Source organism: Kitasatospora sp. NPDC056651 (genome assembly GCF_042792155.1).
Taxonomy (GTDB): Bacteria; Actinomycetota; Actinomycetes; order Streptomycetales; family Streptomycetaceae; genus Kitasatospora.
In genome coordinates this window covers 26,152-50,109 of the sequence record NZ_JBHTWX010000008.1, presented here as the reverse complement: position 1 = coordinate 50,109, position 23,958 = coordinate 26,152, and the positions used below count along the sequence as shown (strand labels likewise).

Sequence of the window (23,958 nt, the reverse complement as noted above, 5' to 3'; positions counted from 1 at the left end):
CGCCGCCGCGGCTCACCCGGAGCGCCGGAGGGACGTCGCGAGGAGGGGAGGGACGGCTTGCGGGCGCGTTCCGAGGAGGAGTCGAGGCATCGGCTGCCGGCCCTGATCCGGTACGGCCACCGTTCCTGGCTGGTGCCGGTGGCGGTGCTCGCGCTGGTGGTGGGCGTGGACGCGGCCACACCGCCCTCCTTCGTGTCCGTCAGCTGGCTGGTGATGGTGCCGGTGGTGGCCGCCGCGCTCTGCGGGCCGACGGCCACCGCGCTGTTCGCCCTGGTCTCGGTCGCGGCCTTCCCGGCGCTGGACAGCGTCTGGGGCAAGTCCCAGGGGCTGGAGGACTTCCTGCTGGTGGCCGCCGGCGCCCTCCTCTCGGTGCCGCTCAGCGTCTTCCGTGCCCGGGCCGCCGTCTACGTGCGCCACCTCCAGGGCACCGCCGAGACCACCCGGCAGGTGGTGCTGCGCCCGGTGCCGCCGGGGTGGGGCGGGGTGGACTCGGCGGCGCGCTACCTGGCCGCGGACGTCGAGGCCCGGGTGGGCGGCGACTTCTACGACGTGCTGGCCACCCCGTTCGGGGCGAGGGTCATCCTCGGTGACGTCCAGGGCAAGGGGCTGCCGGCCGTCTCCACCGCGGCGGCGCTGGTCGGCTGTTTCCGGGAGGTGGCCTTCCACGAGGGGGACCTGGCCACCGTCGCGTCGTGGATGGAGGAGCGGGCGCACCGGCAGAACGTGCTCGCGGAGCGGCTGGGGGACCGCGAGGAGCGGTTCGCCACGGCGGTGGTCGTCTGGTTCCCGCTCGACGCCCCGGGGGAGATCGAGGTGGTCAACTTCGGCCACGACAGCCCCTACGTCCTCGGTCCCGCGGGCATGCGGCAGCTGCCGACGGGTGACGGTGCCCCGATCGGGCTGGCCCAGCTGTCCGGCGGGCTGCCGCAGGTCCAGCGGCTGCGGCTGGACGTGGACGAGACGCTCCTGGTCGTCACGGACGGGGTGACCGAGGCCCGCGACCGGGTGGGGACCTTCTTCCCTCTGCGCACCCACCTGGAGCGGCTGGCCGCGGTGCCCGGTGCGGCCGCCCCGGGGCTCCTGGTCGACGAGGTGGCCGCCGCGGTCGTCCGGCACACCGGCGGCCGGCTGACCGACGACACCGCGCTGCTCGCCGTGCGGCAGATCGCCGGCGCGCCCGACACCTCCTGGTGAGCCGGCCGGGCCGTCCTGCCGGGGTGCTCCGTCAGCCCCCGCCCATCAGGCGGTACATGCCGATCGAGTCGGCACGCCGGGGCGGATTTCGTAAGAGTCACCATCCGGGCTTATGCCTTACAAGCTGCCCGGAGGTGATCGCCGCCGGGCTCCGGCCGCCCGGGTGAACGCGCGGCGCGACATGCCGGACCGGGCGGGGGGTCGCGGGGGCGGCGGCGATGATCGCCGGGTTCCCGGACCCCCACCCCGTCGGAGGCGGACATGCGGATTCTTCTCCTCGCCAGCGCGTTCAACAGCCTCAGCCAGCGGCTGCACGCCGAACTGCGCGACCGGCGCCACACCGTCGATGTCCAACTGGCCGGTGACGACGACGAGTTGCGCGAGAAGGTGGGCCGCCTGCGCCCCGACCTGCTGCTCGCGCCGATGCTGCGCACGGCCGTCCCGCAGGACGTCTGGTCCCGGCTCACCTGCCTGATCGTCCACCCGGGCCCACCGGGCGACCGCGGCCCGTCCTCCCTCGACCGGGCGATCCAGGAGGGCCGTACCGAGTGGGGTGTCACGGTGCTCCAGGCCGAGGCGGAGATGGACGCCGGTCCGGTCTGGGCGTGGGCGCCCTGCCGGCTGCCCGGGTACGGCAAGAGCGACCTGTACCGCAACGAGGTCGCCGACGCGGCGGTGACGGCCGCGCTGCTCGCCGTGGAGCGCTTCGCCTCGCCCGGGTACGTGCCGCAACGCCAGTCCGGCCCCGGCTGGCACGGGACGGTCCGCACCCGGCCCCTGCTGCGCCGGGAGAGCCGCCGGATCGACTGGGCGGCCCACCCCACCGAGGAGGTGCTGCGCAGGCTCCGCGCGGCGGACTCCCGGCCCGGGGTGCTCGACGGGCTGTGCGGCGGCGAGTGGTTCCTGCACGGCGGGCACCGCGAGCCGCTGCTGCGCGGCCGCCCCGGCGAGCTGCTGGCCACCCGGGCGGGCGCCGTGTGCCGGGCGACCTCCGACGGCGCGGTGTGGATCCCCGAGCTGAGCCGCCGTACCCCCGACGGCCGCACGGGCATCAAGCTTCCGGCGGTGTCGGCGCTCGGCGACCTGCTGCCTCCGCTGCCGGAGGCGCCGGCGCCGCTGATGCAGGACGACCGGGACGACCGGATCTGGTCGGACATCCGCTACCGGGAGGAGGGCGCGGTGGGCTTCCTGCGCTTCTCGTTCCCGGGCGGCGCGATGTCCACCGGGCACTGCCACCGGCTGCTGGCCGCGTACCGCATCGCCCTCGCCCGCCCGACCTCGGTGCTGGTGCTCGGCGGCGGCCGGGACTTCTTCTCCAACGGCATCCACCTCAACGTGATCGAGGCCGCGCCGGACCCGGCCGTCGAGTCCTGGGACAACATCACCGCGATGGACGAACTGGTCGACGCGGTGCTCACCACCACCGACCGGCTGGTGGTCTCCGCCATCGGCGGCAACGCGGCGGCCGGCGGCGTGATGCTGGCGCTGGCGGCGGACGAGGTGTGGTGCCGGGGCGGCTCGGTCCTCAACCCGCACTACCGGCTGATGGGCCTGTACGGCTCGGAGTACTGGACGTACACCCTGCCGCGCCGGGTCGGCGCGGCGGCGGCCGAGCGGCTGACCCGCCAGGCGCTCCCGGTCTCCGCGGCCACCGCCGAGCGGATCGGCCTGGTCGACCGGGTGCTCGACCACGGGCCGGAGGAGTTCGGGCCGGCCGCGGCCCACCTGGCCGGGCTGCTGGCCGCCTCGCCCACCACCCAGCAGCGGATCGCGGCGAAGAAGGCCGCGCGCGAGGCCGACGAGCGGACGAAGCCGCTCGACGCGTACCGGGAGGAGGAGCTCGCGGTGATGCACCGGCAGTTCTTCACACCCGAATCGCCGTACCACGCGCTGCGATCCGCGTTCGTCCACAAGCGACCGGTGCCGACGGGGCCGACCGCCCGAGGTTGACCCGAACGGCCGCGCCGGGCTCGCCTCCCCGGGCCCCGGTCCCCGCCGCGCGGTCCGGCGCCGGGCGCGGACCGTTGCTATGACTGGGCTTCGAGCCATACCGTCCGGCTCCCATCCCCGAGGAGGCATCCTCATGGGTGCTGCAACACCTGCAACAGCCGAATCCGCCGGAAGAGCCGCGACCACCGACACCGACGTGGTGCACATCCTCTGGATCAACGCCGGCCTCAGTTGCGACGGCGATTCCGTCTCGCTGACCGCCGCGATGCAGCCGAGCATCGAGGAGATCGTCACCGGCGCCCTGCCCGGCCTGCCGAAGGTCGCGGTGCACTGGCCGCTGATCGACTTCGAGTGCGGCCCGGTCCAGGGCGCGGACAACTTCGTCGAGTGGTTCTTCAAGGCCGACCGGGGCGAGATCGAGCCGTTCGTGCTGGTCGTCGAGGGGTCCATCCCCAACGAGAAGATCAAGAAGGAGGGCTACTGGTGCGGCTTCGGCGACGACCCCGCCACCGGCCAGCCGATCACCACCAGTGAGTGGCTGGACCGGCTCGCCCCCAAGGCGACCGCCGTGGTGGCGATCGGCACCTGTGCCACGTACGGCGGCATCCACGCGATGGCGGGCAACCCGACCGGGGCGATGGGCGTGCCCGACTACCTGGGCTGGGACTGGACGTCGAAGGCCGGGCTGCCGATCGTCTGCGTCCCGGGCTGCCCGATCCAGCCCGACAACTTCGCCGAGACGCTCACCTACCTGCTGTACCAGCTGGCCGGCTCCGCGCCGATGATCCCGCTCGACGACAAGCTGCGGCCCGCCTGGCTGTTCGGCGCCACCGTGCACGAGGGCTGCGACCGCGGCGGCTACTACGAGCAGGGGCAGTTCGCCACCGACTACGGCACGCCCGAGTGCCTGGTGCGGCTCGGCTGCTGGGGCCCGGTCGTCAAGTGCAACGTCACCAAGCGCGGCTGGACCAACGGCATCGGCGGCTGTCCGAACGTGGGCGGCATCTGCATCGCGTGCACCATGCCGGGCTTCCCGGACAAGTTCATGCCCTTCATGGACCCGCCGCCCGGCTCGCGGGTCTCGTCCAACGCCAGCAACGCGTACGGCACGCTGATCCGCCGGCTGCGCGCGATCACGCTCAACACCCTGGACAAGGAACCGAAGTGGCGCCACGCCGGTGACCACCTGACCACGGGCTACCGGCCGCCCTGGTGACGCCGGAGGGCCGCACACCGCCCGGTGTGCGGCCCGTCGCCGCTGCCCCGCCCCCGCCCCCTTCAGAGAAGGACACGACAGACACGATGGCTACACCGATCAAGAAGGCGACCGGCGACGGCAGCGGCCTGACCGAGATGTCCTGGGACCCGATCACCCGGATCGTGGGCAGCCTGGGCATCCACACGAAGATCGACTTCAAGCAGAAGAAGGTCGCGGAGTGCTACAGCACCTCCTCGGTCTTCCGCGGCTACAGCGTCTTCATGCGCGGCAAGGACCCGCGCGACGCCCACTTCATCACCAGCCGGATCTGCGGGATCTGCGGCGACAACCACGCCACCTGCTCCGTCTACACCCAGAACATGGCGTACGGGGTGAAGCCGCCGCACCTGGGGGAGTGGATCATCAACCTCGGCGAGGCCGCCGAGTACATGTTCGACCACAACATCTTCCAGGAGAACCTGGTCGGGGTCGACTACTGCGAGAAGATGGTCCGCGAGACCAACCCCGGCGTACTGGAGCTGGCCGAGCGCACCGAGGCCCCGCACGCGGGGGACCACGGGTACAAGACGATCGCCGACATCATGCGCTCGCTCAACCCGATCGAGGGCGAGTTCTACCGCGAGGCGCTCCAGGTCAGCCGGTACACCCGGGAGATGTTCTGCCTGATGGAGGGCCGCCACGTGCACCCCTCCACGCTCTACCCGGGCGGCGTCGGCACGGTCGCCACCGTGCAGCTGTTCACCGACTACCTGACCCGGCTGATGCGCTACGTCGAGTTCATGAAGAAGGTCGTGCCGCTGCACGACGACCTCTTCGACTTCTTCTACCAGGCCCTGCCCGGCTACGAGGAGGTCGGCCGCCGCAGGGTCCTGCTCGGCTGCTGGGGCAGCCTCAACGACCCGGAGCACTGCGACTTCACCTACCGCAACATGACGGACTGGGGCCGGCGGATGTTCGTCACCCCCGGCGTCGTGGTGGACGGCAAGCTCGTCACCAACGACCTGACACAGATCAACCTCGGCATCCGCATCCTGCTCGGCAGCTCCTACTACGAGGACTGGCAGGGCAAGGAACTGTTCGTCACCCACGACCCGCTGGGCAACCCGGTCGACCCCCGGCACCCGTGGAACCAGCACACCATCCCCGCCCCGCAGAAGCGGAACTTCGACGACAAGTACAGCTGGGTGATGTCCCCGCGCTGGTTCGACGGCAAGGACCACCTCGCCCTCGACACCGGCGGCGGCCCGATCGCCCGCCTGTGGTCCACCGCCCTGTCCGGACTGGTCGACATCGGCTACGTCAAGGCCACCGGCCACAGCGTCGTGATCAACCTGCCCCGCTCGATGACCAAGCCCGAGGTCACCTTCGAGTGGAAGATCCCGCAGTGGAGCAACGCCATCGAGCGCAACCGCGCCCGCACCTACTTCCAGGCGTACGCGGCCGCCGCCGCCCTGCACTTCACCGAGAAGGCACTCGACGAGGTCCGCGCCGGGCGCAGCCAGACCTGGGAGCGCTTCGAGGTGCCCGACGAGTCGATCGGCTGCGGCTTCACCGAGGCCGTGCGCGGCGTGCTCTCGCACCACATGGTGATCCGCGACGGGAAGATCGCCAACTACCACCCCTACCCGCCCACCCCGTGGAACGCCAGTGTCCGGGACAGCTACGGCACGCCCGGCCCGTACGAGGACGCGGTGCAGAACACGCCCATCTTCGAGGAGAACCCCCCGGAGAGGTTCAAGGGCATCGACATCATGCGCGCGGTGCGCAGCTTCGACCCCTGTCTGCCCTGCGGCGTGCACATGTACGTCGGCGGCGGGCGCACCGTGCAGACCATGCACGTGCCCACCGGCCTGAGCGGGCTCACCGCATGACGGCCGAGCAGACCGGGCAGCGGATCCAGCAGGCCCTGGACGCGCTGGCCGACAGCGGCGCGGACGCCGAGCGGGCCGGTGAGCGACTGGTGCGGGAGCTCATCGGCTTCCACGGCCAGGGCCTGGCCCGGCTCGTCCCGGCACTGCCCCCGCCCGCCCTGGAGCGGATGCTGGACGACCCGGCCGTGGCCGGGCTGCTGCTCCTGCACGACCTGCACCCCGAAGACCTCGCCGCCCGGATCGACCGGGCGCTCGCCGCCCTGCCCGAACGGGTCGAGGCGGCCGGCTTCGACCCGGACACCGGCACCCTGCGGCTGCGCCGGACGGCCACCGGCTGCGGCTGCGGCGAACGGGAGGTGGAGGCCGTCCTCGCCTGCCACGCCCCCGAGGTGACGGCCGTGGAGCTGGAGCGCGCCCCGCAGCTGCTCCAGATCGGCACCCGCCCGCCACAGGCCGCGGAGGTGCGATGAACACCCGCCGGATCTCCCGCGACGGCACCGCCCTGCTGCACCGGCTGCGCGAACCGGCCCCGCCGCGCCCCGAACAGTGCGCGCTCTGCGGCCGGGACCTGCCCGCCGTCCACCGCCACCTGGTGGACGTCGAGGAGCGCGCCCTGGCCTGCGCCTGCACCGCCTGCGGCCTGCTGTTCCGCCGGCCGGGCGCGGCCGGCGGCCGCTACCGCACCGTGCCGGACCGCTACCTCGCCGACCCGGCGGGCGAGTTGGACCAGCGGGCCTGGTCGGCGCTGGGCATCCCGGTGGGCACCGCGTTCCTGTTCCGCAACACCGTGCTGGACCAGCTGCTCGCCTTCTACCCCGGCCCGGCCGGCGCCACCGAGAGCGAACTGGACGAGGACACCTGGCAGCGCGCCCTCGGCGACAGCCGGCTGGCCGCCGCCCTGGAACCGGACGTGGAGGCGCTGCTGCTGCGCCGCACCGAGGAGCGCGTCGCGTGCTACCTGGTGCCGATCGACGTCTGCTACGAGCTGGTCGGCCGGCTGCGGCGCCGCTGGCACGGCTTCGACGGCGGCGCCGAGGCCCGGGCCGAACTCGACGCGTTCTTCGCCGGGTTGGCCGCCAGGGCCCGCCCGCTGCCCGGGGAGGTGACGGCGTGACGGCCCTCGGCTTCGCCTGCGTGGGCGTGCGCTCCGACCCGTACGCGGCCGGGCCGACCCTGGTGTTCCGGCTGCGGATCACGGCCGCGGCCGACACCCGGGTGCACGCCCTCGCCCTCCAGTGCCAGCTGCGGATCGAACCGGCCCGCCGGCCGTACGCGGACGCCGAGGGCGAGCGGCTGACCGACCTGTTCGGCACCCGGGACCGCTGGGCGACCACGCTCAACCCGGTGCAGTTCGCCACCGTGCCGCTGCTGGTGCCCGGCTTCACCGGTGACACCGAGATCGACCTCGCGGTGCCCTGCACCTACGACCAGGACGTCGCCTCGGCCCGCTACTTCCGGGCGCTGGACGGCGGCGAGGTGCCGCTGCTGCTGCTCTTCTCCGGCACGGCCTTCGCCGGCCCGGCCGGTTTCCAGGTCAGCCCGGTGCCCTGGGACCGCGAGGCCCGGGTGCGGATGCCGGTCCGGGTCTGGCGGGAGGCGATCGACGGGCACTTCCCGGACAGCGGCTGGCTGCGGCTGCCGGACCAGGTGATGGACGAACTGCTGGCCTACCGCTCCCGGCGGGCCCTGCCCTCCTGGGAGGCGACGGTGCGCGAGCTGCTCACGGCGGCGGCGATCGGGGAGGCGGCCCGATGAGCGGCTTGCCCGAAGGGATCGAACGCGGCTTCGCGGCCGCCCGGCAGATCGCCGACGCCGTGCTGCTGGAGGGCTACGTCCTCTACCCGTACCGGGCCTCGGCGGCGAAGAACCGGCTGCGCTGGCAGTTCGGAGTCCTGGTGCCGCCCGCGTACACCGCGATGGGCGGCGAGCACTCCCACCAGCGCACCGAGTGCCTGATGGAGGCGCGCGAAGGCGACGTGCTGGCGGTCGAGCTGCGCTTCCTGCGGGTGCGGCGGCGGACCGTGGAGCGGGCCGTTCCCGCCGGGTTCGAGTCGGTGGAGCGGCTGGAGCTGGCCGACCGGGACCTCGTCGAGTGGGACGAGGGAGCCGAGGAGCGGATCGAAATCCTGCTGCCCGTTGCCGAGTTGACCGGCTCCGGGCTACAGCGGACGTTCCGGTTGCCCGGTGTCGGAGAGACCGGGCTGGTGCACGAGCGCGGCGCGGTCGTCGGCCGGGTGATACGGCGCCGCGAGCAGGTCGACGGCCTGGTCCGGCTGCGCGCCGAGGAACTGCCCGGCCCCTACCGGGCGCAGCGGCTGACCGTCGAGGTGGAGAACACCTCCGACTGGGAACCGCCCCGGCGGGCCACCCGCGAGCAGGCGCTGCCGCGCTCGCTGGTCTCCGCCCACCTGCTGCTCGGACTGGAGCACGGCCGCTTCCTGTCGGTCACCGACCCGCCCGAGTGGGCCCGCCCGGCCGTCGAGCGGTGCCGCAACGACCGCACCTGGCCGGTGCTGGCCGGCCCGGAGGGCGAGCGCCGGGTGGTGCTCTCCTCGCCGATCATCCTGGAGGACCACCCGCGGATCGCCCCGGAGAGCCTCGGCACCCTGTACGACGCCACCGAGATCGACGAGATCCTGGCGCTGCGGACAGCGGCCCTGACCGAGGAGGAGAAGCGCGAGGCCCGGGGCACCGACGAGCGGGCCGGAGCCGTCGTCGACCTCGCCGACTCGATGCCGCCCGAGGTGCTGGAACGGCTGCACGGGGCGATCCGCGGACTGCGCGAGGTCACCGGCGGCGCCGGCGAGCCGGCCGCGCAGCCCTGGTGGGACCCGGGCAACGACCCGGACGTGGACCCGGAACGCGACCGGGTGCTGGTCGACGGCCGACAGGTCGGCGCCGGCAGCCGGGTGCTGCTGCGGCCCGGACGGCGGCGCACCGACGCCCAGGACCTCTTCCTGGACGGGCGCACCGGCGTCGTCGAGGCGGTGCTGCACGACCTCGACGGCTCGGTGCACCTGGCCGTCACGGTGGAGGACGACCCGGGCGCCGACCTGTGGCGCGCCCAGGGGCGCTTCCGCTACTTCCAGCCCGACGAGGTCACCCCCCTGGAGGGGCCGTGACGGTCCTGGTCGCCGGGGTCGGCAACATCTTCCTCGGCGACGACGGCTTCGGCGTCGAGACGGTCCGCCGGCTCTCCGCCCACCCGCTGCCGGCGGGCGTCGAGGTGGTCGACGTCGGCGTGCGCGGCGTGGACCTCGCGTACCGGCTGCTCGACGGCTACCGCACCGCCGTCCTGGTGGACGCCACCTGCCGGGGCGGCGCGCCCGGCACCGTCTACCTGATCGAGGCGGACGCCGGGCAGCCGTCGGACGTACCCGTGCTGGACGGGCACCGGATGGGGCCGGACGCGGTGCTGGCGCTGCTCGCCACGCTCGCCGCCGGCACCGGCGGCGAACCGCCCGGACGGGTGCTGGTGGTCGGCTGCGAGCCGGCCTCGCTGGAGGAGGGCATCGGGCTCAGCGAGCCCGTCACCGCCGCCGTGGAGGAGGCGGTCCGAGTGGTCCTGCGGGTCGTGGACGAGGCCGCGCAGCCGGAGAAGGAGACAACAGCATGCTGAGGAAACTGATCTGCGCGGCCCTGCTGGCCGGGATCGGCGCGGCGGTCTGGCAGAGCCTGCCGGACCTCAGGCGGTACCTGCGGATCTCGCGGATGTGAACCGCCGATTGCTGCGAACGGTGCAGCCCCGCCCCGGGTGGCGGCGCGGCTTCGGGCCGCCGCCGCCACCGCGCCCTGTAATGGGGCCCGTTGCCGCCCGCCCCGGGAAGGGACCCATGCACGAGATGTCGATCGCCGAAGCCGTCGTCGAGCAGGTGGACGCGGCGGCGCGCGAGCACGGCGCCCCCGGGGTGGCGCGGGTCCGGCTGCGGGTGGGCGAGTTGGCCGGCGTGGTGCCCGAGGCGCTCGACTTCTGTTTTGAACTCGCCTGCGCCGGAACGCTGGTGGCGGGCGCGGCGCTGGACACCGAGACCGTCGCCGCCCGGGCCCGCTGCGCCCCCTGCGCGGTCGAGTGGGCGGTCGGCATGCCGCCGGACCTCGGCTGCCCGAACTGCTCCGGCGGTGGCGGCGTCGAGCTGCTCTCCGGGCGCGAGTTGCAGATCCTCGACGTCCGGTGGGCCGACGGCCCCGGCGTCCGGGCCGAACAGAAAGGCTGATGCCGATGTGTCGCACGGTCGACCTCCGTCAGGCGGTCCTCGCCCGCAACGACGACAGCGCCCGCCGGCTGCGCGCGGCGCTGGCCGGGCGGGGGACGGTCGCGGTGAACCTGCTGTCCAGCCCCGGCAGCGGCAAGACCGCCTTGCTGGAGGCCGAGTTGGGGCTGGCCCGGCGGCGCGGGCTGGCGGTCGCCGCGCTGACCGCCGACCTCGCCACCGAGAACGACGCCCGGCGCCTGGCCCGTTCGGGCGCGCCGGTGAAGCAGGTGCTCACCGACGGGCTCTGCCACCTGGAGGCGCGGATGCTCGCCGGGCACCTGGACGGCTGGCTGCCGGCGGACTGCCGGCTGCTGTTCGTGGAGAACGTCGGCAACCTGGTCTGCCCGGCCTCCTACGACCTCGGCGAGACGCTGCGGGTGGTGCTGGCCTCGGTGACCGAGGGGGAGGACAAGCCGCTGAAGTACCCGACGGCGTTCGGGCTCGCCAATCTGGTGCTGGTGACCAAGGCGGACCTCGCGGCGGCGGCCGAGTTCGACGAGGCGGCGTTCCTGGCCAACGTCCGGCGGGTCAACCCGGGGGTGGAGGTGCTGAACACCTCGGCCCGCACGGGGGAGGGCGTCGGGGCGCTGCTGGACCGGGCGCTGGCGGTGCTGGGCGGGGCGGAGCCGCACCGGCCGGTGATGTCCGCCCCGGCGCCGCACCGGCACGACGACGGGGAGGATCACGATCACGAGCACGGGCACGACCGCGAGCACGACCACGGGTACGGCGATGGGCACGACCACGGCCACACCGCGGTCGGGGATCGCGCGTGACGGCCGGTCACCCGGCGATCGAGCACGAGCGGCGGCGGGTCGCCGTCCGCGGCCTGGTGCAGGGCGTCGGCTTCCGGCCGTTCGTCCACACCCTGGCCGGTGAACTCGGACTGGCCGGCAGCGTCACCAACACCGGCGAGGGCGTCCTGGTCGAGGTCGAGGGCGGCCGGGACGCCCTGGACGCCTTCTGCCGGCGGGTGGCCGGCGACGCGCCGCCGCTCGCCCGGGTGGACGCGGTGGAGCACACCCCGCTCGCCGTCACCGGCGCCACCGGCTTCCGCATCGTGGCGTCCCGCCCCGGCGGGCCCCGCACCACCCTGATCCCGCCGGACACCGCCGTCTGCGCCGACTGCCTGGCCGAACTCGCCGACCCGGCCGACCGGCGCCACCGGCACCCGTTCATCAGCTGCGTCAACTGCGGCCCCCGGCACACCATCGTGACCGGCCTGCCGTACGACCGGGCGAACACCACCATGGCCGGCTTCCCGATGTGCCCGGACTGCGCCCGGGAGTACACCGACCCCGCCGACCGCCGGTTCCACGCCCAGCCCATCGCCTGCCACGCCTGCGGACCCGCGCTCGGGCTGACCGTGCCCGGACGCCCCGCACTGGCCGGGGAGGACGCCCTCGCCGGGGCCCGTCGGCTGCTGGCCGAGGGCGCGGTCCTCGCCGTCAAGGGCATCGGCGGTTACCACCTCGCCTGCGACGCGCGCGACCCCGCGGCCGTCGCCCTGCTGCGCCGGCGCAAGCGGCGCGGCGACAAGCCGTTCGCCCTGATGGCCCGCGACCTCGCCACCGTCGAGGGCCTGCTGCCGCTCGGGGCGGTCGAGCGGGAGCTACTCACCGGCCCGGCCCGGCCGATCGTCCTGCTCCGCCGTACCGGGCGGCCGGTGCCCGAGGGTGTCGCCCCGGGCGGTCCCGACCTGGGGGTGATGCTCCCGTACACGCCGCTGCACCACCTGCTGCTCACCGCCCCCGGGTCGGACCTGCTGGTGATGACCAGCGCCAACCTCTCCGGCGAGCCGATCGTCACCGAGGACCGGGAGGCGCTGGAGCGGCTCGCCCCGCTGGTCGACGGCTGGCTCACCCACGACCGGCCGATCCACGTGCCCTGCGAGGACTCGGTGGTGCGGGTGGTCGACGGCGAGCAGCTGCCGCTGCGCCGCTCGCGCGGCTACGCCCCGCTGCCGCTCCCGCTCCCGGTGCCCGTCCGCCCGGCGCTGGCCGTCGGCGGGGACCTGAAGAACGCCTTCGCCCTGGCCCGGGGCGGCTACGCCTGGCTGTCCGGTCACATCGGCGACATGGACGACCTGGCCACCCTGCGGGCCTTCGGGCGCGCGGTGGAGCAGCTCGGCACGGTCAGCGGGGTGCGGCCCGAACTCCTCGTCGCCGACCGGCACCCCGGCTACCGCTCGCTGCGGCACGCCGAACGGACGGCCGCCGGCCGGCCGGTGCACCGGGTGCAGCACCACCACGCCCACATCGCCGCCGTGATGGCCGAACACGGCCTGGACGGCGGCCGGCCGGTGCTCGGGGTGGCCTTCGACGGCACCGGCTACGGCGAGGACGGCGCGATCTGGGGTGGCGAGGTGCTGCTGGCCGACTACGACCGGTTCCGCCGCCTCGCCCACCTCGGGTACGTGCCGCTGCCGGGCGGCGACGCGGCCGTCGAGCGGCCGTACCGCACGGCGCTCGCCCACCTGCGTGCCGCCGGGCTGCCCTGGACTCCCGGGATGCCGCCGGTGGACGCCTGCGGCGAGGAGGAACTTCGGGTGCTGGGGCGGCAGTTGGAACGCGGTCTGCACTGCGTGCCGACGTCCAGCATGGGCCGGCTGTTCGACGCGGTGTCCGCGCTCGCGGGGGTCTGCCAGCGGGCCGGGTACGAGGCCCAGGCGGCGATCGAACTGGAGGCGGCCGCCTGCGGGTTCGGCCCGGCCGAGGGGTACCGGTTCGGGCTGTCGGCCGGGGCGGACGGCTGGATCGCCGACCCCGGGCCGGTGCTGGCCTCCGTGGTGGCCGAGGTGGCCGCCGGCGCCCCCGCCGGGCTGGTCGCCGCACGCTTCCACGCCGCCGTGGCCGATCTGGTCCGGCGGATCTGCGCGGCCGTCCGGGACCGCCACGGCACCACCGTGGTGGCGCTCAGCGGCGGGGTCTTCGCGAACGCGCTGCTCTCCTCGGCCTGCGCGAGCGGCCTCGGGGAGGACGGCTTCACCGTGCTGCGGCACCGCCGGGTGCCGCCCAACGACGGAGGGCTGGCGCTCGGCCAGCTGATGGTGGCCGCCCGGTCGTCGGCCACCCGGGAGGAGTGAGAGCGGATGTGCCTGGCGGTGCCCGGCAGGGTGACGGAGATCGGGGAGCGGGACGGGGCCCGGATGGCGGTGATGGACTTCGGCGGCGTGGTCAAGGACGTGTGCCTGGAGTACCTGCCCGATCTGGCGGTGGGTGAGTACGCGATCGTCCACGTGGGCTTCGCGCTGCAGCGCCTGGACGAGGAGTCGGCCCGGCGCACCCTCGCCCTCTTCGAGGAACTCGGTCTGTTGCAGGAGGAGTTCGGCGACCCGTGGGAAGCCGCGTCGCGGGCCGATGAGGCGGAGGAGGCAGGGCCGTGAAGTACCTGGAGGAGTTCCGCAACCCCGAGCTGGCCGCGGGGCTGCTCGCCGACATCAGGGCGACGGTCACCCGGCCGTGGGCGCTGATGGAGGTGTGCGGCGGCCAGACACACAGCATCATCCGGCACGCCATCGACCAACTCCTGCCGGACAAAGTCGAGTTGATCCATGGGCCGGGCTGCCCGGTGTGCGTCACCCCGCTGGAGATGATCGACCGGGCGCTGGCGATCGCCGCCCGGCCGGGGGTGATCTTCTGCTCCTTCGGGGACATGCTGCGGGTGCCCGGCACCGACCGGGACCTGTTCCGGGTCCGCGGCGAGGGCGGTGACGTCCGGGTGGTGTACTCGCCGCTCGACGCGCTGCGCATCGCCCGGGAGAACCCGGACCGGGAGGTCGTCTTCTTCGGCATCGGCTTCGAGACCACCGCCCCGCCGAACGCGATGGCCGTCCACCTGGCCAGGAAACAGGGCCTGGGCAACTTCAGCATGCTGGTCTCGCACGTGCGGGTGCCCCCCGCGATCGACGCGATCATGGACTCGCCGGACTGCCGGGTCCAGGGCTTCCTGGCGGCCGGGCACGTGTGCAGCGTGATGGGCACCGCCGAGTACCCGGCGCTGGCGGAGCGCCACCGGGTGCCGATCGTCGTCACCGGCTTCGAACCGCTGGACATCCTGGAGGGCATCCGGCGGACCGTACGGCAGCTGGAACGCGGGGAGCACGTCGTCGAGAACGCCTACCCGCGGGCCGTCCGGGCCGAGGGCAACCCGGCGGCCCGGGCCGTGCTGGAGGACGTGTTCGAGGTGGCCGACCGCTCCTGGCGGGGCATCGGAGTGATCCCGCTGAGCGGCTGGCGGCTCTCGCCGCGCTACCGGGACCACGACGCCGAGCACCGCTTCGACGTCGCCGGGATCACCACCCGCGAGCCCGCCGAGTGCCGCAGCGGCGAGGTGCTCCAGGGGCTGCTCAAGCCCCACCAGTGCGAGGCCTTCGGCACGCTCTGCACACCGCGCACACCGCTCGGCGCCACGATGGTGTCCAGCGAGGGGGCGTGCGCGGCGTACTACCTGTACCGGCGGCTGGGCGTGCCGGACGTGTCCGTCGGGTTCGAGGAGCAGCGGGGATCCCAGGAGCCACAAAAGCCACAAGAGCCACAGAAGTCTCGGAAGTCTCAGGAGGCGAGTCGCGTTGGCTGACACCGAGCTGCTCACCCAACTGCCCGACGATCGGCCCGACTTCTCCGGTTGGAGCTGCCCGCTGCCGCTGCGCGACCACCCCCGGGTGGTGATGGGCCACGGCGGCGGCGGGGCGCTCTCCGCCGAGCTGGTGCAGAACCTGTTCGCGCCGGCCTTCGGCGGCCCGGTGCTCGCCGGGCTCGGCGACTCCGCGGTGCTGGAGCTGGGCGGCGCCCGGCTCGCCTTCTCCACCGACTCCTACGTGGTGCGGCCGCTGTTCTTCCCCGGCGGCTGCATCGGGGACCTCGCGGTCAACGGCACCGTCAACGACCTCGCCATGAGCGGGGCCCGGGCGGCCTACCTGTCCTGTGGCTTCATCCTGGAGGAGGGGGTGGAGATGGCGGTGGTGGACCGGGTGGCCCGGGCGCTGGGCGCCGCCGCCCGTACCGCCGGGGTCGAGGTGGCCACCGGGGACACCAAGGTGGTCGAGGCCGGGCACGGGGACGGCGTCTACCTGAACACCGCCGGCATCGGGCTGATCCCGGCGGGGGTGGACATCCGGCCGCAACGGGCCGTTCCCGGGGACGTGGTGGTCGTCAGCGGGCCGATCGGGCTGCACGGGGTGGCGATCATGAGCGTCCGGGAGGGCCTGGAGTTCGGGGTCGAGGTGCGCAGCGACAGCGCGGCGCTCGGCGGGCTGGTCGAGGCGATGCTCGCGGCCACGGCCGACCTGCACGTGCTGCGCGACCCCACCCGGGGAGGCCTGGCGGCGGCGCTCAACGAGATCGCGGTGGCGGCCGGGGTGGGCGTGGTGCTCAGCGAGCGTGCCGTCCCCGTGCCGGAGCCGGTGGCCAACGCGTGCGCCGTGCTGGGCCTGGACCCGATGTACATCGCCAACGAGGGCCGGCTGGTCGCCTTCGTCCCGCGCGGGTCGGCGGACGCCGTCCTCGCGGCGATGCGCGCCCACCCGCTCGGCGCGGAGGCGGTGGTGATCGGCGAGTGCGTCCGGGAGCACCCGGGGATGGTCGTCGCCCGCACCGGGTTCGGCGGCACCCGGGTGGTCGACCTGCCGATCGGCGAGCAACTGCCGCGGATCTGCTGACGGCACGCGCCCCGCCGCCCCGGGAGAGGGATCCCGGGGCGGCGGCGCGTCGCCGGGCGGCTCACCAGCCGCGGCGGTCGGCCGGGGTGCCGTGGCCGGCGCGCAGGTGGCGGACGAGCGCCCGGCGCAGGTCGCGGTCGTGGTCGGTCTCGACCGGGAGGTCGAGTTGGACGATGTCCACGCCCGCCGAGCGCAGCAGCCCGATCCGGGCCGCGACGGAGGCCGGGGAGCCGACGTAGGCGGCGGTGAGGGAGCGGCGGACGTAGGCGGCCACCTGTTCGTCGCCGTGGGCCGGGTCGGAGCGGCCGCGCTCGCGGTCGCGGTCGAGCTGGACGGCCTCGCGCCAGCGGCCTCCGGCGCCGCCGGAGGTGAGCCGCAGGGCGTCCCGGCGCAGCCGGCGGACCCGGTCGCGGGCCTCCTCGTCGGTGTCGGCGAGGACGACGGTGAGGTGCCGCCAGATCCGCAGGCTCCGGCCGTGGGCGGCGGCCGCGGTGCGGACCTGGGCGATCCGCCGCCGAGTGTCGGGCAGCGGCAGCGGGCTGACGGCGTACACCTCCGCGTAGCGGGCCGCGAGGTCGAGGCCCTGCGGGGACGAGCCGCCGAAGGACAGCAGCTCGCCGCCCGGTCTCGGGTGCAGACCGGGTCGGGCGGCGGCCACCGTGTAGAACTCCCCCTTGTGGTCGATGTCCTGATCGGCCGTCAGATAACGGGTGAAGAGGTCGAGGTACTCCTCGGCCCGGCGGTAGCGCTCGGCCTTGTCGAGGTGGTCGCCGTCGCGGGCCGTGTCGAGGTCGCTGGAGCCGATGATGACGTGGGCCGCCGCCCGTCCGCCGGACAGGCGGTCGAGGGTGGCCAGGGAGCGGGCGGCGACGGTCGGCGCGGTGGTGCCGACCCGGTGGGCGACGGCGATCCGCAGCCGGCTGGTGGCGGCCAGCGCCCAGGAGGCGACCAGCCACGGGTCGGGCCACGAGCTGGACTGCACCACCAGGGCGCTGTCCAGTCCGTCCTCCTCGTTCTCGCGCGCGGTGCGGGCGACGTGCGCGGGGTCGGCGGTGCGGTCGCGGCCGTCCGGGGCCCAGCGCAGGGCCTGGCGCTCCTGCGGGGTGTCGCCGGGGACGGGGGCCGCGCGGACCCCGCCGCGGATCTCCAGGGGCACGGATTCTCCTCGCGAGGATGGTGGCGGGGCGGGTCAGCGGGCGGCCGGGCCGAGCCGGGCCAGGGTGTCGAGCAGCTTGGCGCGGCTGACGAACACCTCGGGCGGCAGGGACACGTACAGCTGGATGGTGGTGACGCCGGGGCGGTGGTAGGCGAGGATGCGCTCGCGGCACTCCTCGGGCGAGCCGCTGACGAAGAGCCCGTCGACGAGTTCGTCCGGCAGGGCCTTCTGGGCGCCCTCCGGGTCCCCCTCGGCCCAGCGGCGGTGGCTCTCGGCGAGCAGCTCGCCGTTGCCCAGCCACTCGTGGAACTTCCGGTACGGCTCGCGGTTGAGGATCCAGGCGAGGAAGGGCCGGGAGGCGCGGTGGGCGTAGTCGGTGTCCTCGGTGGGGCAGACGAAGACCTTCACCACCAGCTCCTTGCCGGGCGGTTGCGGGCCGACGGTGTCCAGGATCTTGGGGACGTCGTGCGGGAACAGCAGGTTGGTGATGGCGCCGTCGCCCTCGTTGAAGCCGAGCCGGAGCATGTTGGGCCGCAGGGCGCCGAGGATCACCTTGACCGGCTCGGCCGGCGGGTGCGGCAGCCGGTAGCCGGTGATGTCGAAGGTGTCGAACCCGCCCGTGACGTACTCGCCGCGCAGCGCCCGGGTGACGAAGCGCAGCACGTCGCGGGTCCGCTTGAACGGCTCGTCGAAGGGGATGCCGTTGATGTCGGTGACGTGGGCGGGCACCGAGGCTCCGATGCCCAGCATGACGCGGCCGGGGGCGAGTTGGGCGAGCGTCGCGGCGGTCTGGGCGAGGACCGCCGGGCCGCGGGTGTGCACCGGGACGATGCCGGTGGCGAGCCGCAGCGACGGGGACCACGCGGCGGTGGCGGCCAGCGGGGTGAAGGCGTCGGTGCCGCCGCCCTCGGCGCTCCACACGTCGGTGTAGCCGAGGTCGGGCAGGCGCTCGACCAGGAAGCGGTGCCGGTCGATGGTCAGGCCCGGCAGCGGGAGGGTGATGCCCCACTTGGGCGGCTGGGACTCGGCGGGGTGGTGCGGCAGGTGTGGCGTGGTCATCGGGCGGGTGTCCTTCACTGGAGTGCTCGGGCGTGTCGGGCACGCCCTGGGGGCGGGGCGGTGTTCGGGGCCGGCTGTTCGGGGTGGCTGTTCAGCGGACCCAGACGGTGGTCAGGTCGAGGAACCAGGACCGGGGCTGCACGAGGCCGTGGACCTTCGGCGAGAGGGCCCGCGGGTTGCGGTCGTTGACGACGAACAGCCACGGCGCGTCCTGGGTGACGCGGGCGAGGGCCGTGCGGTAGCCGGCCTGCCGGGCGGCCTGGTCGGGGTCGGCGGCCGAGGAGGCGAGCAGCTCGTCCACCTGCGGGTCGGCGTAGTGGCCCGTCCAGAACGGGCTCTTGGAGCCGATGAACAGCGGCAGCAGCGCCTCGGACTGGAACAGCGTGGTGGACTGGGCGATGGCGTCGGACCCGAGCGCCACCTGCCCCTTGGCCTCGGCGCCGATCAGGGTGGTCCAGTCGGTGGTGCGCAGTTCGACCTTGATGCCGACGGCGGCGAGGTCCCGCTGGAGCGCCTCGGCGATCGGCACCGGCAGCAGGTTGCCGCTGCCGCCGGTGGGCACCGTGACGGAGGTGCTGAAGCCGTTCGGGACGCCGGCCTCGGCGAGCAGCTGCCGGGCCTTGGCCGGGTCGTGGGAGTAGACGTCCCCGGCCGGGTCGTAGGCGCCGGTGGCGCGGGGCGCGGCCTGGTAGGCCGGGTCGGCGGTGCCGTGCAGCAGCTTGTCGGCGATGGCCTGGCGGTCGATCGCGTAGTTGGCGGCCCGGCGCACCAGGGGGTTGTCCCAGGGGGCCTTGGAGGTGTCCAGGATCCAGTACCAGAGGTGGTCGTAGCTGTTGGTGGCGATGGTGACGCCGTCGGACCTGAGGCTCTCGATGTCGTCCGGGTTCGGGTACTCGATCCAGTTGACGCCGCCGGAGCGCAGCGCGGCGGTGCGGGCGGCGGCGTCCGGGAGGGCCTTGACCACGAGCCGGTCGAGCTTGGGGGCGCCGCGCCAGTAGTCCTTGTTGGCGGCGAGTTCGATCTGCTGGCCCTCGGTCTGCGAGACGAAGGAGAACGGGCCGGTGCCGACCGGGTGCTGGGCGAAGTTTGCCGACCCGGTCCTGCGCACGGCGGTCGGGCTGGCGATCAGGACGTGGGCGAGGTCCTCCGGGAAGTGGCCGTTGGGCTCCTTGGTGACGAGTTCGACGTGCTCGGCGTCGGTCTTGCGGTAGGAGGCGATGTCGCCGGCGTACTCCGCGGCGGCGGCGCCGAGGGCGTCGGTGTACTCGGGGCTGCCCTTGTCGAGGTAGCGCGCCAGGTTGAACACCACGGCGTCGGCGTCGAAGGGGGTGCCGTCCTGGAATCTGACGCCCTGGCGGAGGGTGAACGTCCAGGTCCGGCGGTCGGCGGCGACCTGCCAGTCGGTGGCGAGGGCGCCGGTGACCACCGGCGGCCGGTCGGTGCCCTGGAGCAGTTCGTAGCGGGTGAGGCCCTCGTAGAGCTGGAAGGAGACCAGCCGCTTGCCCTCGAAGCCGGCGCCGCCGATCACGGTGTCGGTGTTGGGCAGCTTGCCGGTGGCGCCGATCACCAGGGTCCCGCCGCGGCCGTCGCCGCCCGCCCCGGCGGTGCCGCCGTCGGCCCCGGCACAGCCGACGGCCGCGCCCAGCAGGGCGACGGCGGCCGGCAGGGCGACGGCTCTGGAGCGGATGCGGGCGGTGCGCGTCATGGTGATTCCTCGTCGGTTCGGTGGTGCTTCTGTGGTGCTTCGGTGGTACGGAGTGCGGGGCGGCCGTCAGCGCGCGGACCGGACGGCGCCGGTGGCGGCTTCGAGCAGGGCCCGGGTGTACGGGTGCTCGGGGGAGTCCCAGAGGCGGTCGGCCGGGCCCTGCTCGACCACCCGGCCGTGCCGCAGCACCAGCACCCGGTGGGCGAGGTGGCGGACCACGGCGAGGTCGTGGGAGATGAACAGGTAGGCCAGGCCGGTGCGTTCGCGCAGGTCGGTGAGGAGGTCGAGCAGCCGGGCCTGCACGGCGCGGTCCAGGGCGGAGGTCGGCTCGTCGCAGACCAGCAGGTCGGGCCCGGTGGCCAGGGCCCGGGCGACGGCCACCCGCTGGAGCTGCCCGCCGGACAGCTCGCGCGGGTAGCGGGCGGCGAGCGCGGGCTCCAGCCCGACCTGGGCGAAGAGCCGGGCGACGGCCGCCGGGCGCTCGGCGCGCGGGGTGCCGTGCAGCCGCAGTGCGAAGGCGACCGCCTCCCCGGCCCGCAGGCTCGGATTGAGCGAGCCGCGCGGGTGCTGCGGGACGAACTGGAGCCGGCCCCGCAGCGCGCGGTCGGCGCGCCCGCGCAGCCGGTACGGGTCGCGGCCGTCGAAGCGGACCTCGCCGGAGTCGGGGGCGAGCAGCCCGAGGGCGAGGCGGGCCAGGGTGGACTTGCCGGAGCCGGACTCGCCGACCAGGCCGAGGGTCTCGCCGGGCGCGAGGGTGAGGCTGACGCCGTCCAGCGCGGTGCGGTCGCCGTAGCGCTTGCCGACGGCGTCCAGGACGAGCAGCGGCGGGCCGGCCTCCGGGGCGGTGTGCCGGTCCTTCGCGGCCCGCCGGTCGGTCGCGGCCCGCCGGTCGGTCGCGGCCCGCCGGTCGGTCGTGGTGCGGGGATCGGTGCTCATCGGCGGGCTCCCGGTTCGGCGGCCACCAGGGCGGCGGTGAAGGCGTGGTCGGGCTCGCCGAGCACCCGCTCGGCGGGGCCCAGTTCGACGATCCGCCCGCCCCGCATGACGGCCACCGTGCCGCCGATCCGGCGGGCCACCGCGAGGTCGTGGGTGACCAGCAGCAGCGCGATGCCGCAGTCGGCGCGCAGGGTGGCGAACAGGTCCAGGATCCGGCCGCGGACCAGCGCGTCCAGCGCCGTCGTCGGCTCGTCGGCGATCAGCAGCTCCGGGCCGCAGCAGATCGCCAGGGCGATCGCGGCGCGCTGGCGCAGGCCGCCGGAGAGCTCGTGCGGGTACGCCCGGGCGACCCGCTCCGGGTCGGGGACGCCGGCGGTCTCCAGCAGCCCCGGGACGGCGGCGCGGGCGGCCCGGCGGCCGTCGGCGATCCCGTGCCGGCGCAGCACCTCGGCGAGCTGGGCGCCGATCCGGCGCAGCGGGTCGAGCGAGGTGCTCGGGTCCTGCGGCACGTAGCCGACGCGCCGACCGCGCACGTCGCAGAGCGCGCGCTCGTCCAGGGCCCGCAGGTCCGTCCCGGCGAGGCGGACGGCCCCGTCGACGGCGGCGCCGCGGCCGGGCAGGCCGAGCACCGTCCGGGCGACGGTGGTCTTGCCGCTGCCGGACTCGCCGAGCAGCACCAGGGCGCCGCCGGCCCGCAGGGTGAGGGTGACCCCGTCGACGGCCCGGACGCCTCCGGGGTACTCGACGGCCAGGCCGTCGATCTCCAGCAGCGCGCTCATCGCTCCACCCGCTTCGCGGCTCGTCCCGCCGTGGCCGGGGTGGCGTGCGGCAGCTGGGCGGCGGTGTCGCCGACGCGGGTGCGCAGCGCCTCGCCGAGGGTGTTGAACACGACCGACACGGCGAGGATGACCAGGGCGGGCAGCACCGCCACCCAGGGGTGGGTGAACAGCGCGGGCCGCAGCTCGTCCAGCATCGCGCCCCACTCGGCGGCCGGCGGTGCGACGCCCAGCCCGAGGAAGGACAGCCCGGCGGCGTACACCACGGCGAGCCCGACCAGCGAGGAGGCGTACACCAGCACCACCGGCGCCACCACGGGGGCGACCTGCCGGAGCACCAGCGCGCCCCAGCCGGCGCCGCTGACCCGGGCGGCCTCCAGGTACTCGGAGCCGCGGATGCGCCGGGTCTCGGTGAACGCGACCCGGGCGACCGCCGGGGTGAGCACCACGGACAGCGCGAGCACGGTCGCGCCCAGGCCGGGGGTGAGCAGCGAGGCGACGGCGATCGCCAGCAGCACCCCGGGGAAGGCGTAGAGCACGTCCAGCGTGCGCAGCAGGGCCTGCTCGGTGACCGGGCCGCCGAGCCCGGCGGCGATGCCGAGCAGCGTGCCGGCCGCGGTGGCGACGGTGACCGGCACCAGCCCGCCGGTGAGCGAGGCGCGTCCGGCCCAGATCAGCCGGCTCAGCAGGTCGCGGCCCTGCCCGTCGGTGCCGAGCGGGTGGCCGGGGCTGCCCGGGTCGAGCAGCCGGTCCGCGAGCCGCCCGGCGGCCGGGTCGTACGGGGCGACCAGCGGGGCGGCGAGGGCGAGCAAGAGCAGCAGCGCGGCGAGGGCGGCGGGGACGATCAGGCCGAGGTTGCGGCCGAGCCACGGGCGTGAGGTCATGTCAGGCCCGCACTCTCGGGTCGATCGCCGCGTGCGTCGCGTCCACCAGGATGTTGACGCCGACGAACGCCACCGCCACCACCAGCACCCCGCCCTGCACCAGCGGCAGGTCGCGCGAGGTGAGGGCGTCGTACAGCAGCCGGCCGATGCCGGGCCAGGCGAACAGGGTCTCCACGAAGACCACCCCCTCCAGCAGGTAGGTGAGTTGCAGGCCGCCGATGGTCAGCAGCGCGGGCGAGGCGTTGTGCACGCAGTGCCGCAGCACGGCGGCCGGGCGCAGGCCGCGGGCGCGCAGCGAGTCGGCGAGCTCGCCGGCCAGGACGGTGCCCAGCGCGGCCCGGAACACCCGGGCGGTGAGCCCGAGCGGCACGAGCGCGGCGGCGACGGCCGGCAGCACCAGGTGCCGGGCCAGGTCGGCGGGACCGCCGGAGCCGAACACGTCGTGGGTGCCGCCGGCCGGGAACCAGCGCAGCCCGACCGCGAACACGGCGATCAGCAGCAGGGCGACCGAGTACTGCGGGGCGGACACCGCGAGGGTGGACAGGGCACCGGAGATCCGCCCGCCGGGGCCGCGCGGGCGCAGCGCGCCGAGCGCGCCGAGGGCCACCCCGCCGGTCAGCACCAGCAGGAACGCGGCGGCGGTCAGGGTGAGTGTCTGGCCGAGCGCGGGGAACAGCAGGTCGGTGACGGGGCGCTGGCCCGAGACGGAGGTGCCGAGGTCGCCGGTGAGTGCCCGGCCGAGCCAGTCGGCGTAGCGCACGGGCAACGGCTGGTCCAGGCCGAGCCGTTCGGTCAGCTCCGCGCGGGCCTCCGGCGGCGCGCCCGGGCCGAGGAAGGCGGTGACCGGATCGCCGGGGACGAGCGCGACGGTGGCGAAGACGACGGCGGTGACGCCCAGCAGCGTGGGAACGGCCAGCAGGAGCCGGCGCAGCAGGAACCGGGTCATCCGCCGGCCCTCCGGAGCGGGGCGCCGGGCGGGCCGGCGGCGGGCCGGTGGGGCGGGGCGGGCATGGCTGTGCTGCTCCTTCGGGACGGGGCGGGAGGGGGGACCGGGCGTCATCTCGGCCTGGCGGCAGGGGATTCGGAGTGATCGGGCGGGGCCGTCACGGGTGCGCCGGGAACCGCCGCGACGGCGGCGGCCCACTTGGAGGAGCGTTGCGGACACACGGCCCGGACAGCCAGTCAGCTCCTGATGCTGTTACTTCCGGTCACAGCATCCGCGGTGGCCGTAGTGCCGCTGCCCGGGCCGCCGGGGCCCGGTCCCGTCCTTGACCTGCACAAGGGACCGGACCTAGG

Annotated in this window: 23 protein-coding genes; 16 read left to right on the top strand and 7 right to left on the bottom strand. The window is 74.9% G+C overall.

What is annotated here, in order from left to right; all coding sequences use genetic code 11:
- The first annotated feature begins 57 nt into the window (after positions 1–57).
- The 16 genes from ACFRAR_RS05900 (at position 58) to hypE (ending at position 16,146) form a co-directional block, all read left to right on the top strand.
- Positions 58–1,194, top strand: a complete 1,137-nt coding sequence (locus tag ACFRAR_RS05900; protein WP_380695208.1) for a PP2C family protein-serine/threonine phosphatase — start codon at positions 58–60, stop codon at positions 1,192–1,194.
- 261 nt (positions 1,195–1,455) lie between these two features.
- Positions 1,456–3,144 carry a hydrogenase maturation protein gene (locus ACFRAR_RS05895; protein WP_380695206.1) on the top strand — a complete coding sequence of 563 codons (1,689 nt, stop codon included), beginning with the start codon at positions 1,456–1,458 and terminating at the stop codon, positions 3,142–3,144.
- 133 nt (positions 3,145–3,277) lie between these two features.
- Positions 3,278–4,360: a hydrogenase expression protein HypE gene (locus ACFRAR_RS05890; protein WP_380695204.1), complete on the top strand. Its 1,083-nt coding sequence runs from the start codon at positions 3,278–3,280 to the stop codon at positions 4,358–4,360.
- An 86-nt stretch (positions 4,361–4,446) separates the two neighbouring features.
- Positions 4,447–6,234, top strand: coding sequence for a nickel-dependent hydrogenase large subunit (locus tag ACFRAR_RS05885; RefSeq protein ID WP_380695202.1), 1,788 nt, complete (start codon positions 4,447–4,449; stop codon positions 6,232–6,234).
- Positions 6,231–6,704: a thioredoxin gene (locus ACFRAR_RS05880; RefSeq protein ID WP_380695200.1), complete on the top strand. Its 474-nt coding sequence runs from the start codon at positions 6,231–6,233 to the stop codon at positions 6,702–6,704. The genes ACFRAR_RS05885 and ACFRAR_RS05880 overlap by 4 nt, the downstream gene beginning before the upstream one ends.
- Positions 6,701–7,348, top strand: coding sequence for a DUF5947 family protein (locus ACFRAR_RS05875; RefSeq protein ID WP_380695198.1), 648 nt, complete (start codon positions 6,701–6,703; stop codon positions 7,346–7,348). The genes ACFRAR_RS05880 and ACFRAR_RS05875 overlap by 4 nt, the downstream gene beginning before the upstream one ends.
- Positions 7,345–7,989 (top strand): DUF6084 family protein, encoded by a 645-nt coding sequence (locus ACFRAR_RS05870; RefSeq protein ID WP_380695196.1) that lies wholly within the window; start codon positions 7,345–7,347, stop codon positions 7,987–7,989. The genes ACFRAR_RS05875 and ACFRAR_RS05870 overlap by 4 nt, the downstream gene beginning before the upstream one ends.
- Positions 7,986–9,356 (top strand): hypothetical protein, encoded by a 1,371-nt coding sequence (locus tag ACFRAR_RS05865; RefSeq protein WP_380695194.1) that lies wholly within the window; start codon positions 7,986–7,988, stop codon positions 9,354–9,356. The genes ACFRAR_RS05870 and ACFRAR_RS05865 overlap by 4 nt, the downstream gene beginning before the upstream one ends.
- Positions 9,353–9,853, top strand: coding sequence for a hydrogenase maturation protease (locus tag ACFRAR_RS05860; protein ID WP_380695192.1), 501 nt, complete (start codon positions 9,353–9,355; stop codon positions 9,851–9,853). The genes ACFRAR_RS05865 and ACFRAR_RS05860 overlap by 4 nt, the downstream gene beginning before the upstream one ends.
- Positions 9,847–9,951, top strand: a complete 105-nt coding sequence (locus ACFRAR_RS05855; RefSeq protein WP_380695190.1) for a DUF6893 family small protein — start codon at positions 9,847–9,849, stop codon at positions 9,949–9,951. Before ACFRAR_RS05860 ends, ACFRAR_RS05855 begins: the two co-directional genes overlap by 7 nt.
- A gap of 116 nt (positions 9,952–10,067) precedes the next feature.
- On the top strand, positions 10,068–10,448 hold the full coding sequence (gene hypA, locus ACFRAR_RS05850; RefSeq protein ID WP_380695188.1) for a hydrogenase maturation nickel metallochaperone HypA: 381 nt from the start codon (positions 10,068–10,070) through the stop codon (positions 10,446–10,448).
- A 5-nt stretch (positions 10,449–10,453) separates the two neighbouring features.
- Complete coding sequence (hypB, locus tag ACFRAR_RS05845) at positions 10,454–11,263, top strand: hydrogenase nickel incorporation protein HypB (protein WP_380695186.1); 810 nt, start codon at positions 10,454–10,456, stop codon at positions 11,261–11,263.
- Positions 11,260–13,572, top strand: a complete 2,313-nt coding sequence (gene hypF / locus ACFRAR_RS05840; protein WP_380695184.1) for a carbamoyltransferase HypF — start codon at positions 11,260–11,262, stop codon at positions 13,570–13,572. The genes hypB and hypF overlap by 4 nt, the downstream gene beginning before the upstream one ends.
- A gap of 6 nt (positions 13,573–13,578) precedes the next feature.
- Positions 13,579–13,872, top strand: coding sequence for a HypC/HybG/HupF family hydrogenase formation chaperone (locus ACFRAR_RS05835; RefSeq protein ID WP_380695182.1), 294 nt, complete (start codon positions 13,579–13,581; stop codon positions 13,870–13,872).
- Positions 13,869–15,065, top strand: coding sequence for a hydrogenase formation protein HypD (gene hypD / locus ACFRAR_RS05830; RefSeq protein ID WP_380695180.1), 1,197 nt, complete (start codon positions 13,869–13,871; stop codon positions 15,063–15,065). The genes ACFRAR_RS05835 and hypD overlap by 4 nt, the downstream gene beginning before the upstream one ends.
- Positions 15,058–16,146, top strand: coding sequence for a hydrogenase expression/formation protein HypE (gene hypE / locus ACFRAR_RS05825; RefSeq protein WP_380695178.1), 1,089 nt, complete (start codon positions 15,058–15,060; stop codon positions 16,144–16,146). Before hypD ends, hypE begins: the two co-directional genes overlap by 8 nt.
- Positions 16,147–16,207: 61 nt before the next feature.
- Here hypE and ACFRAR_RS05820 read toward each other — a convergent pair whose 3' ends face one another.
- From ACFRAR_RS05820 to ACFRAR_RS05790, 7 genes are all read right to left on the bottom strand, one after another.
- Entirely contained in the window at positions 16,208–17,302 is a 1,095-nt protein-coding gene (locus tag ACFRAR_RS05820; protein ID WP_380695176.1) for an LLM class flavin-dependent oxidoreductase, read from the bottom strand.
- A 33-nt stretch (positions 17,303–17,335) separates the two neighbouring features.
- Positions 17,336–18,361 carry an LLM class F420-dependent oxidoreductase gene (locus tag ACFRAR_RS05815; RefSeq protein ID WP_380695174.1) on the bottom strand — a complete coding sequence of 342 codons (1,026 nt, stop codon included), beginning with the start codon at positions 18,359–18,361 and terminating at the stop codon, positions 17,336–17,338.
- 91 nt (positions 18,362–18,452) lie between these two features.
- Positions 18,453–20,066: an ABC transporter substrate-binding protein gene (locus ACFRAR_RS05810; RefSeq protein WP_380695172.1), complete on the bottom strand. Its 1,614-nt coding sequence runs from the start codon at positions 20,064–20,066 to the stop codon at positions 18,453–18,455.
- 66 nt (positions 20,067–20,132) lie between these two features.
- The gene (locus ACFRAR_RS05805; protein ID WP_380695170.1) at positions 20,133–21,002 is read right to left on the bottom strand and encodes an ABC transporter ATP-binding protein; all 870 of its coding nucleotides are present in this window, start codon (positions 21,000–21,002) and stop codon (positions 20,133–20,135) included.
- A complete protein-coding gene (locus ACFRAR_RS05800; RefSeq protein ID WP_380695168.1) occupies positions 20,999–21,781 on the bottom strand; it encodes an ABC transporter ATP-binding protein in 783 nt (260 codons plus the stop codon). Before ACFRAR_RS05800 ends, ACFRAR_RS05805 begins: the two co-directional genes overlap by 4 nt.
- Positions 21,778–22,662, bottom strand: a complete 885-nt coding sequence (locus tag ACFRAR_RS05795) for an ABC transporter permease (protein ID WP_380695166.1) — start codon at positions 22,660–22,662, stop codon at positions 21,778–21,780. The genes ACFRAR_RS05800 and ACFRAR_RS05795 overlap by 4 nt, the downstream gene beginning before the upstream one ends.
- A gap of 1 nt (position 22,663) precedes the next feature.
- Positions 22,664–23,608, bottom strand: coding sequence for an ABC transporter permease (locus tag ACFRAR_RS05790; RefSeq protein ID WP_380695164.1), 945 nt, complete (start codon positions 23,606–23,608; stop codon positions 22,664–22,666).
- Positions 23,609–23,958 lie beyond the last annotated feature (350 nt).

What these genes read in the sequence shown, in the direction of transcription:
- hypA (WP_380695188.1), top strand. Translation starts at nt 10,068, where the DNA reads ATGCACGAGATGTCGATCGCCGAAGCCGTCGTCGAGCAGGTGGACGCG.
- ACFRAR_RS05810 (WP_380695172.1), bottom strand. Translation starts at nt 20,066, where the DNA reads ATGACGCGCACCGCCCGCATCCGCTCCAGAGCCGTCGCCCTGCCGGCC.
- ACFRAR_RS05800 (WP_380695168.1), bottom strand. Translation starts at nt 21,781, where the DNA reads ATGAGCGCGCTGCTGGAGATCGACGGCCTGGCCGTCGAGTACCCCGGA.
- ACFRAR_RS05815 (WP_380695174.1), bottom strand. Translation starts at nt 18,361, where the DNA reads ATGACCACGCCACACCTGCCGCACCACCCCGCCGAGTCCCAGCCGCCC.
- ACFRAR_RS05875 (WP_380695198.1), top strand. Translation starts at nt 6,701, where the DNA reads ATGAACACCCGCCGGATCTCCCGCGACGGCACCGCCCTGCTGCACCGG.
- ACFRAR_RS05805 (WP_380695170.1), bottom strand. Translation starts at nt 21,002, where the DNA reads ATGAGCACCGATCCCCGCACCACGACCGACCGGCGGGCCGCGACCGAC.
- ACFRAR_RS05795 (WP_380695166.1), bottom strand. Translation starts at nt 22,662, where the DNA reads ATGACCTCACGCCCGTGGCTCGGCCGCAACCTCGGCCTGATCGTCCCC.
- hypB (WP_380695186.1), top strand. Translation starts at nt 10,454, where the DNA reads ATGTGTCGCACGGTCGACCTCCGTCAGGCGGTCCTCGCCCGCAACGAC.
- ACFRAR_RS05895 (WP_380695206.1), top strand. Translation starts at nt 1,456, where the DNA reads ATGCGGATTCTTCTCCTCGCCAGCGCGTTCAACAGCCTCAGCCAGCGG.
- ACFRAR_RS05835 (WP_380695182.1), top strand. Translation starts at nt 13,579, where the DNA reads ATGTGCCTGGCGGTGCCCGGCAGGGTGACGGAGATCGGGGAGCGGGAC.
- ACFRAR_RS05885 (WP_380695202.1), top strand. Translation starts at nt 4,447, where the DNA reads ATGGCTACACCGATCAAGAAGGCGACCGGCGACGGCAGCGGCCTGACC.
- ACFRAR_RS05855 (WP_380695190.1), top strand. Translation starts at nt 9,847, where the DNA reads ATGCTGAGGAAACTGATCTGCGCGGCCCTGCTGGCCGGGATCGGCGCG.
- ACFRAR_RS05880 (WP_380695200.1), top strand. Translation starts at nt 6,231, where the DNA reads ATGACGGCCGAGCAGACCGGGCAGCGGATCCAGCAGGCCCTGGACGCG.
- ACFRAR_RS05890 (WP_380695204.1), top strand. Translation starts at nt 3,278, where the DNA reads ATGGGTGCTGCAACACCTGCAACAGCCGAATCCGCCGGAAGAGCCGCG.
- ACFRAR_RS05865 (WP_380695194.1), top strand. Translation starts at nt 7,986, where the DNA reads ATGAGCGGCTTGCCCGAAGGGATCGAACGCGGCTTCGCGGCCGCCCGG.
- ACFRAR_RS05790 (WP_380695164.1), bottom strand. Translation starts at nt 23,608, where the DNA reads ATGACCCGGTTCCTGCTGCGCCGGCTCCTGCTGGCCGTTCCCACGCTG.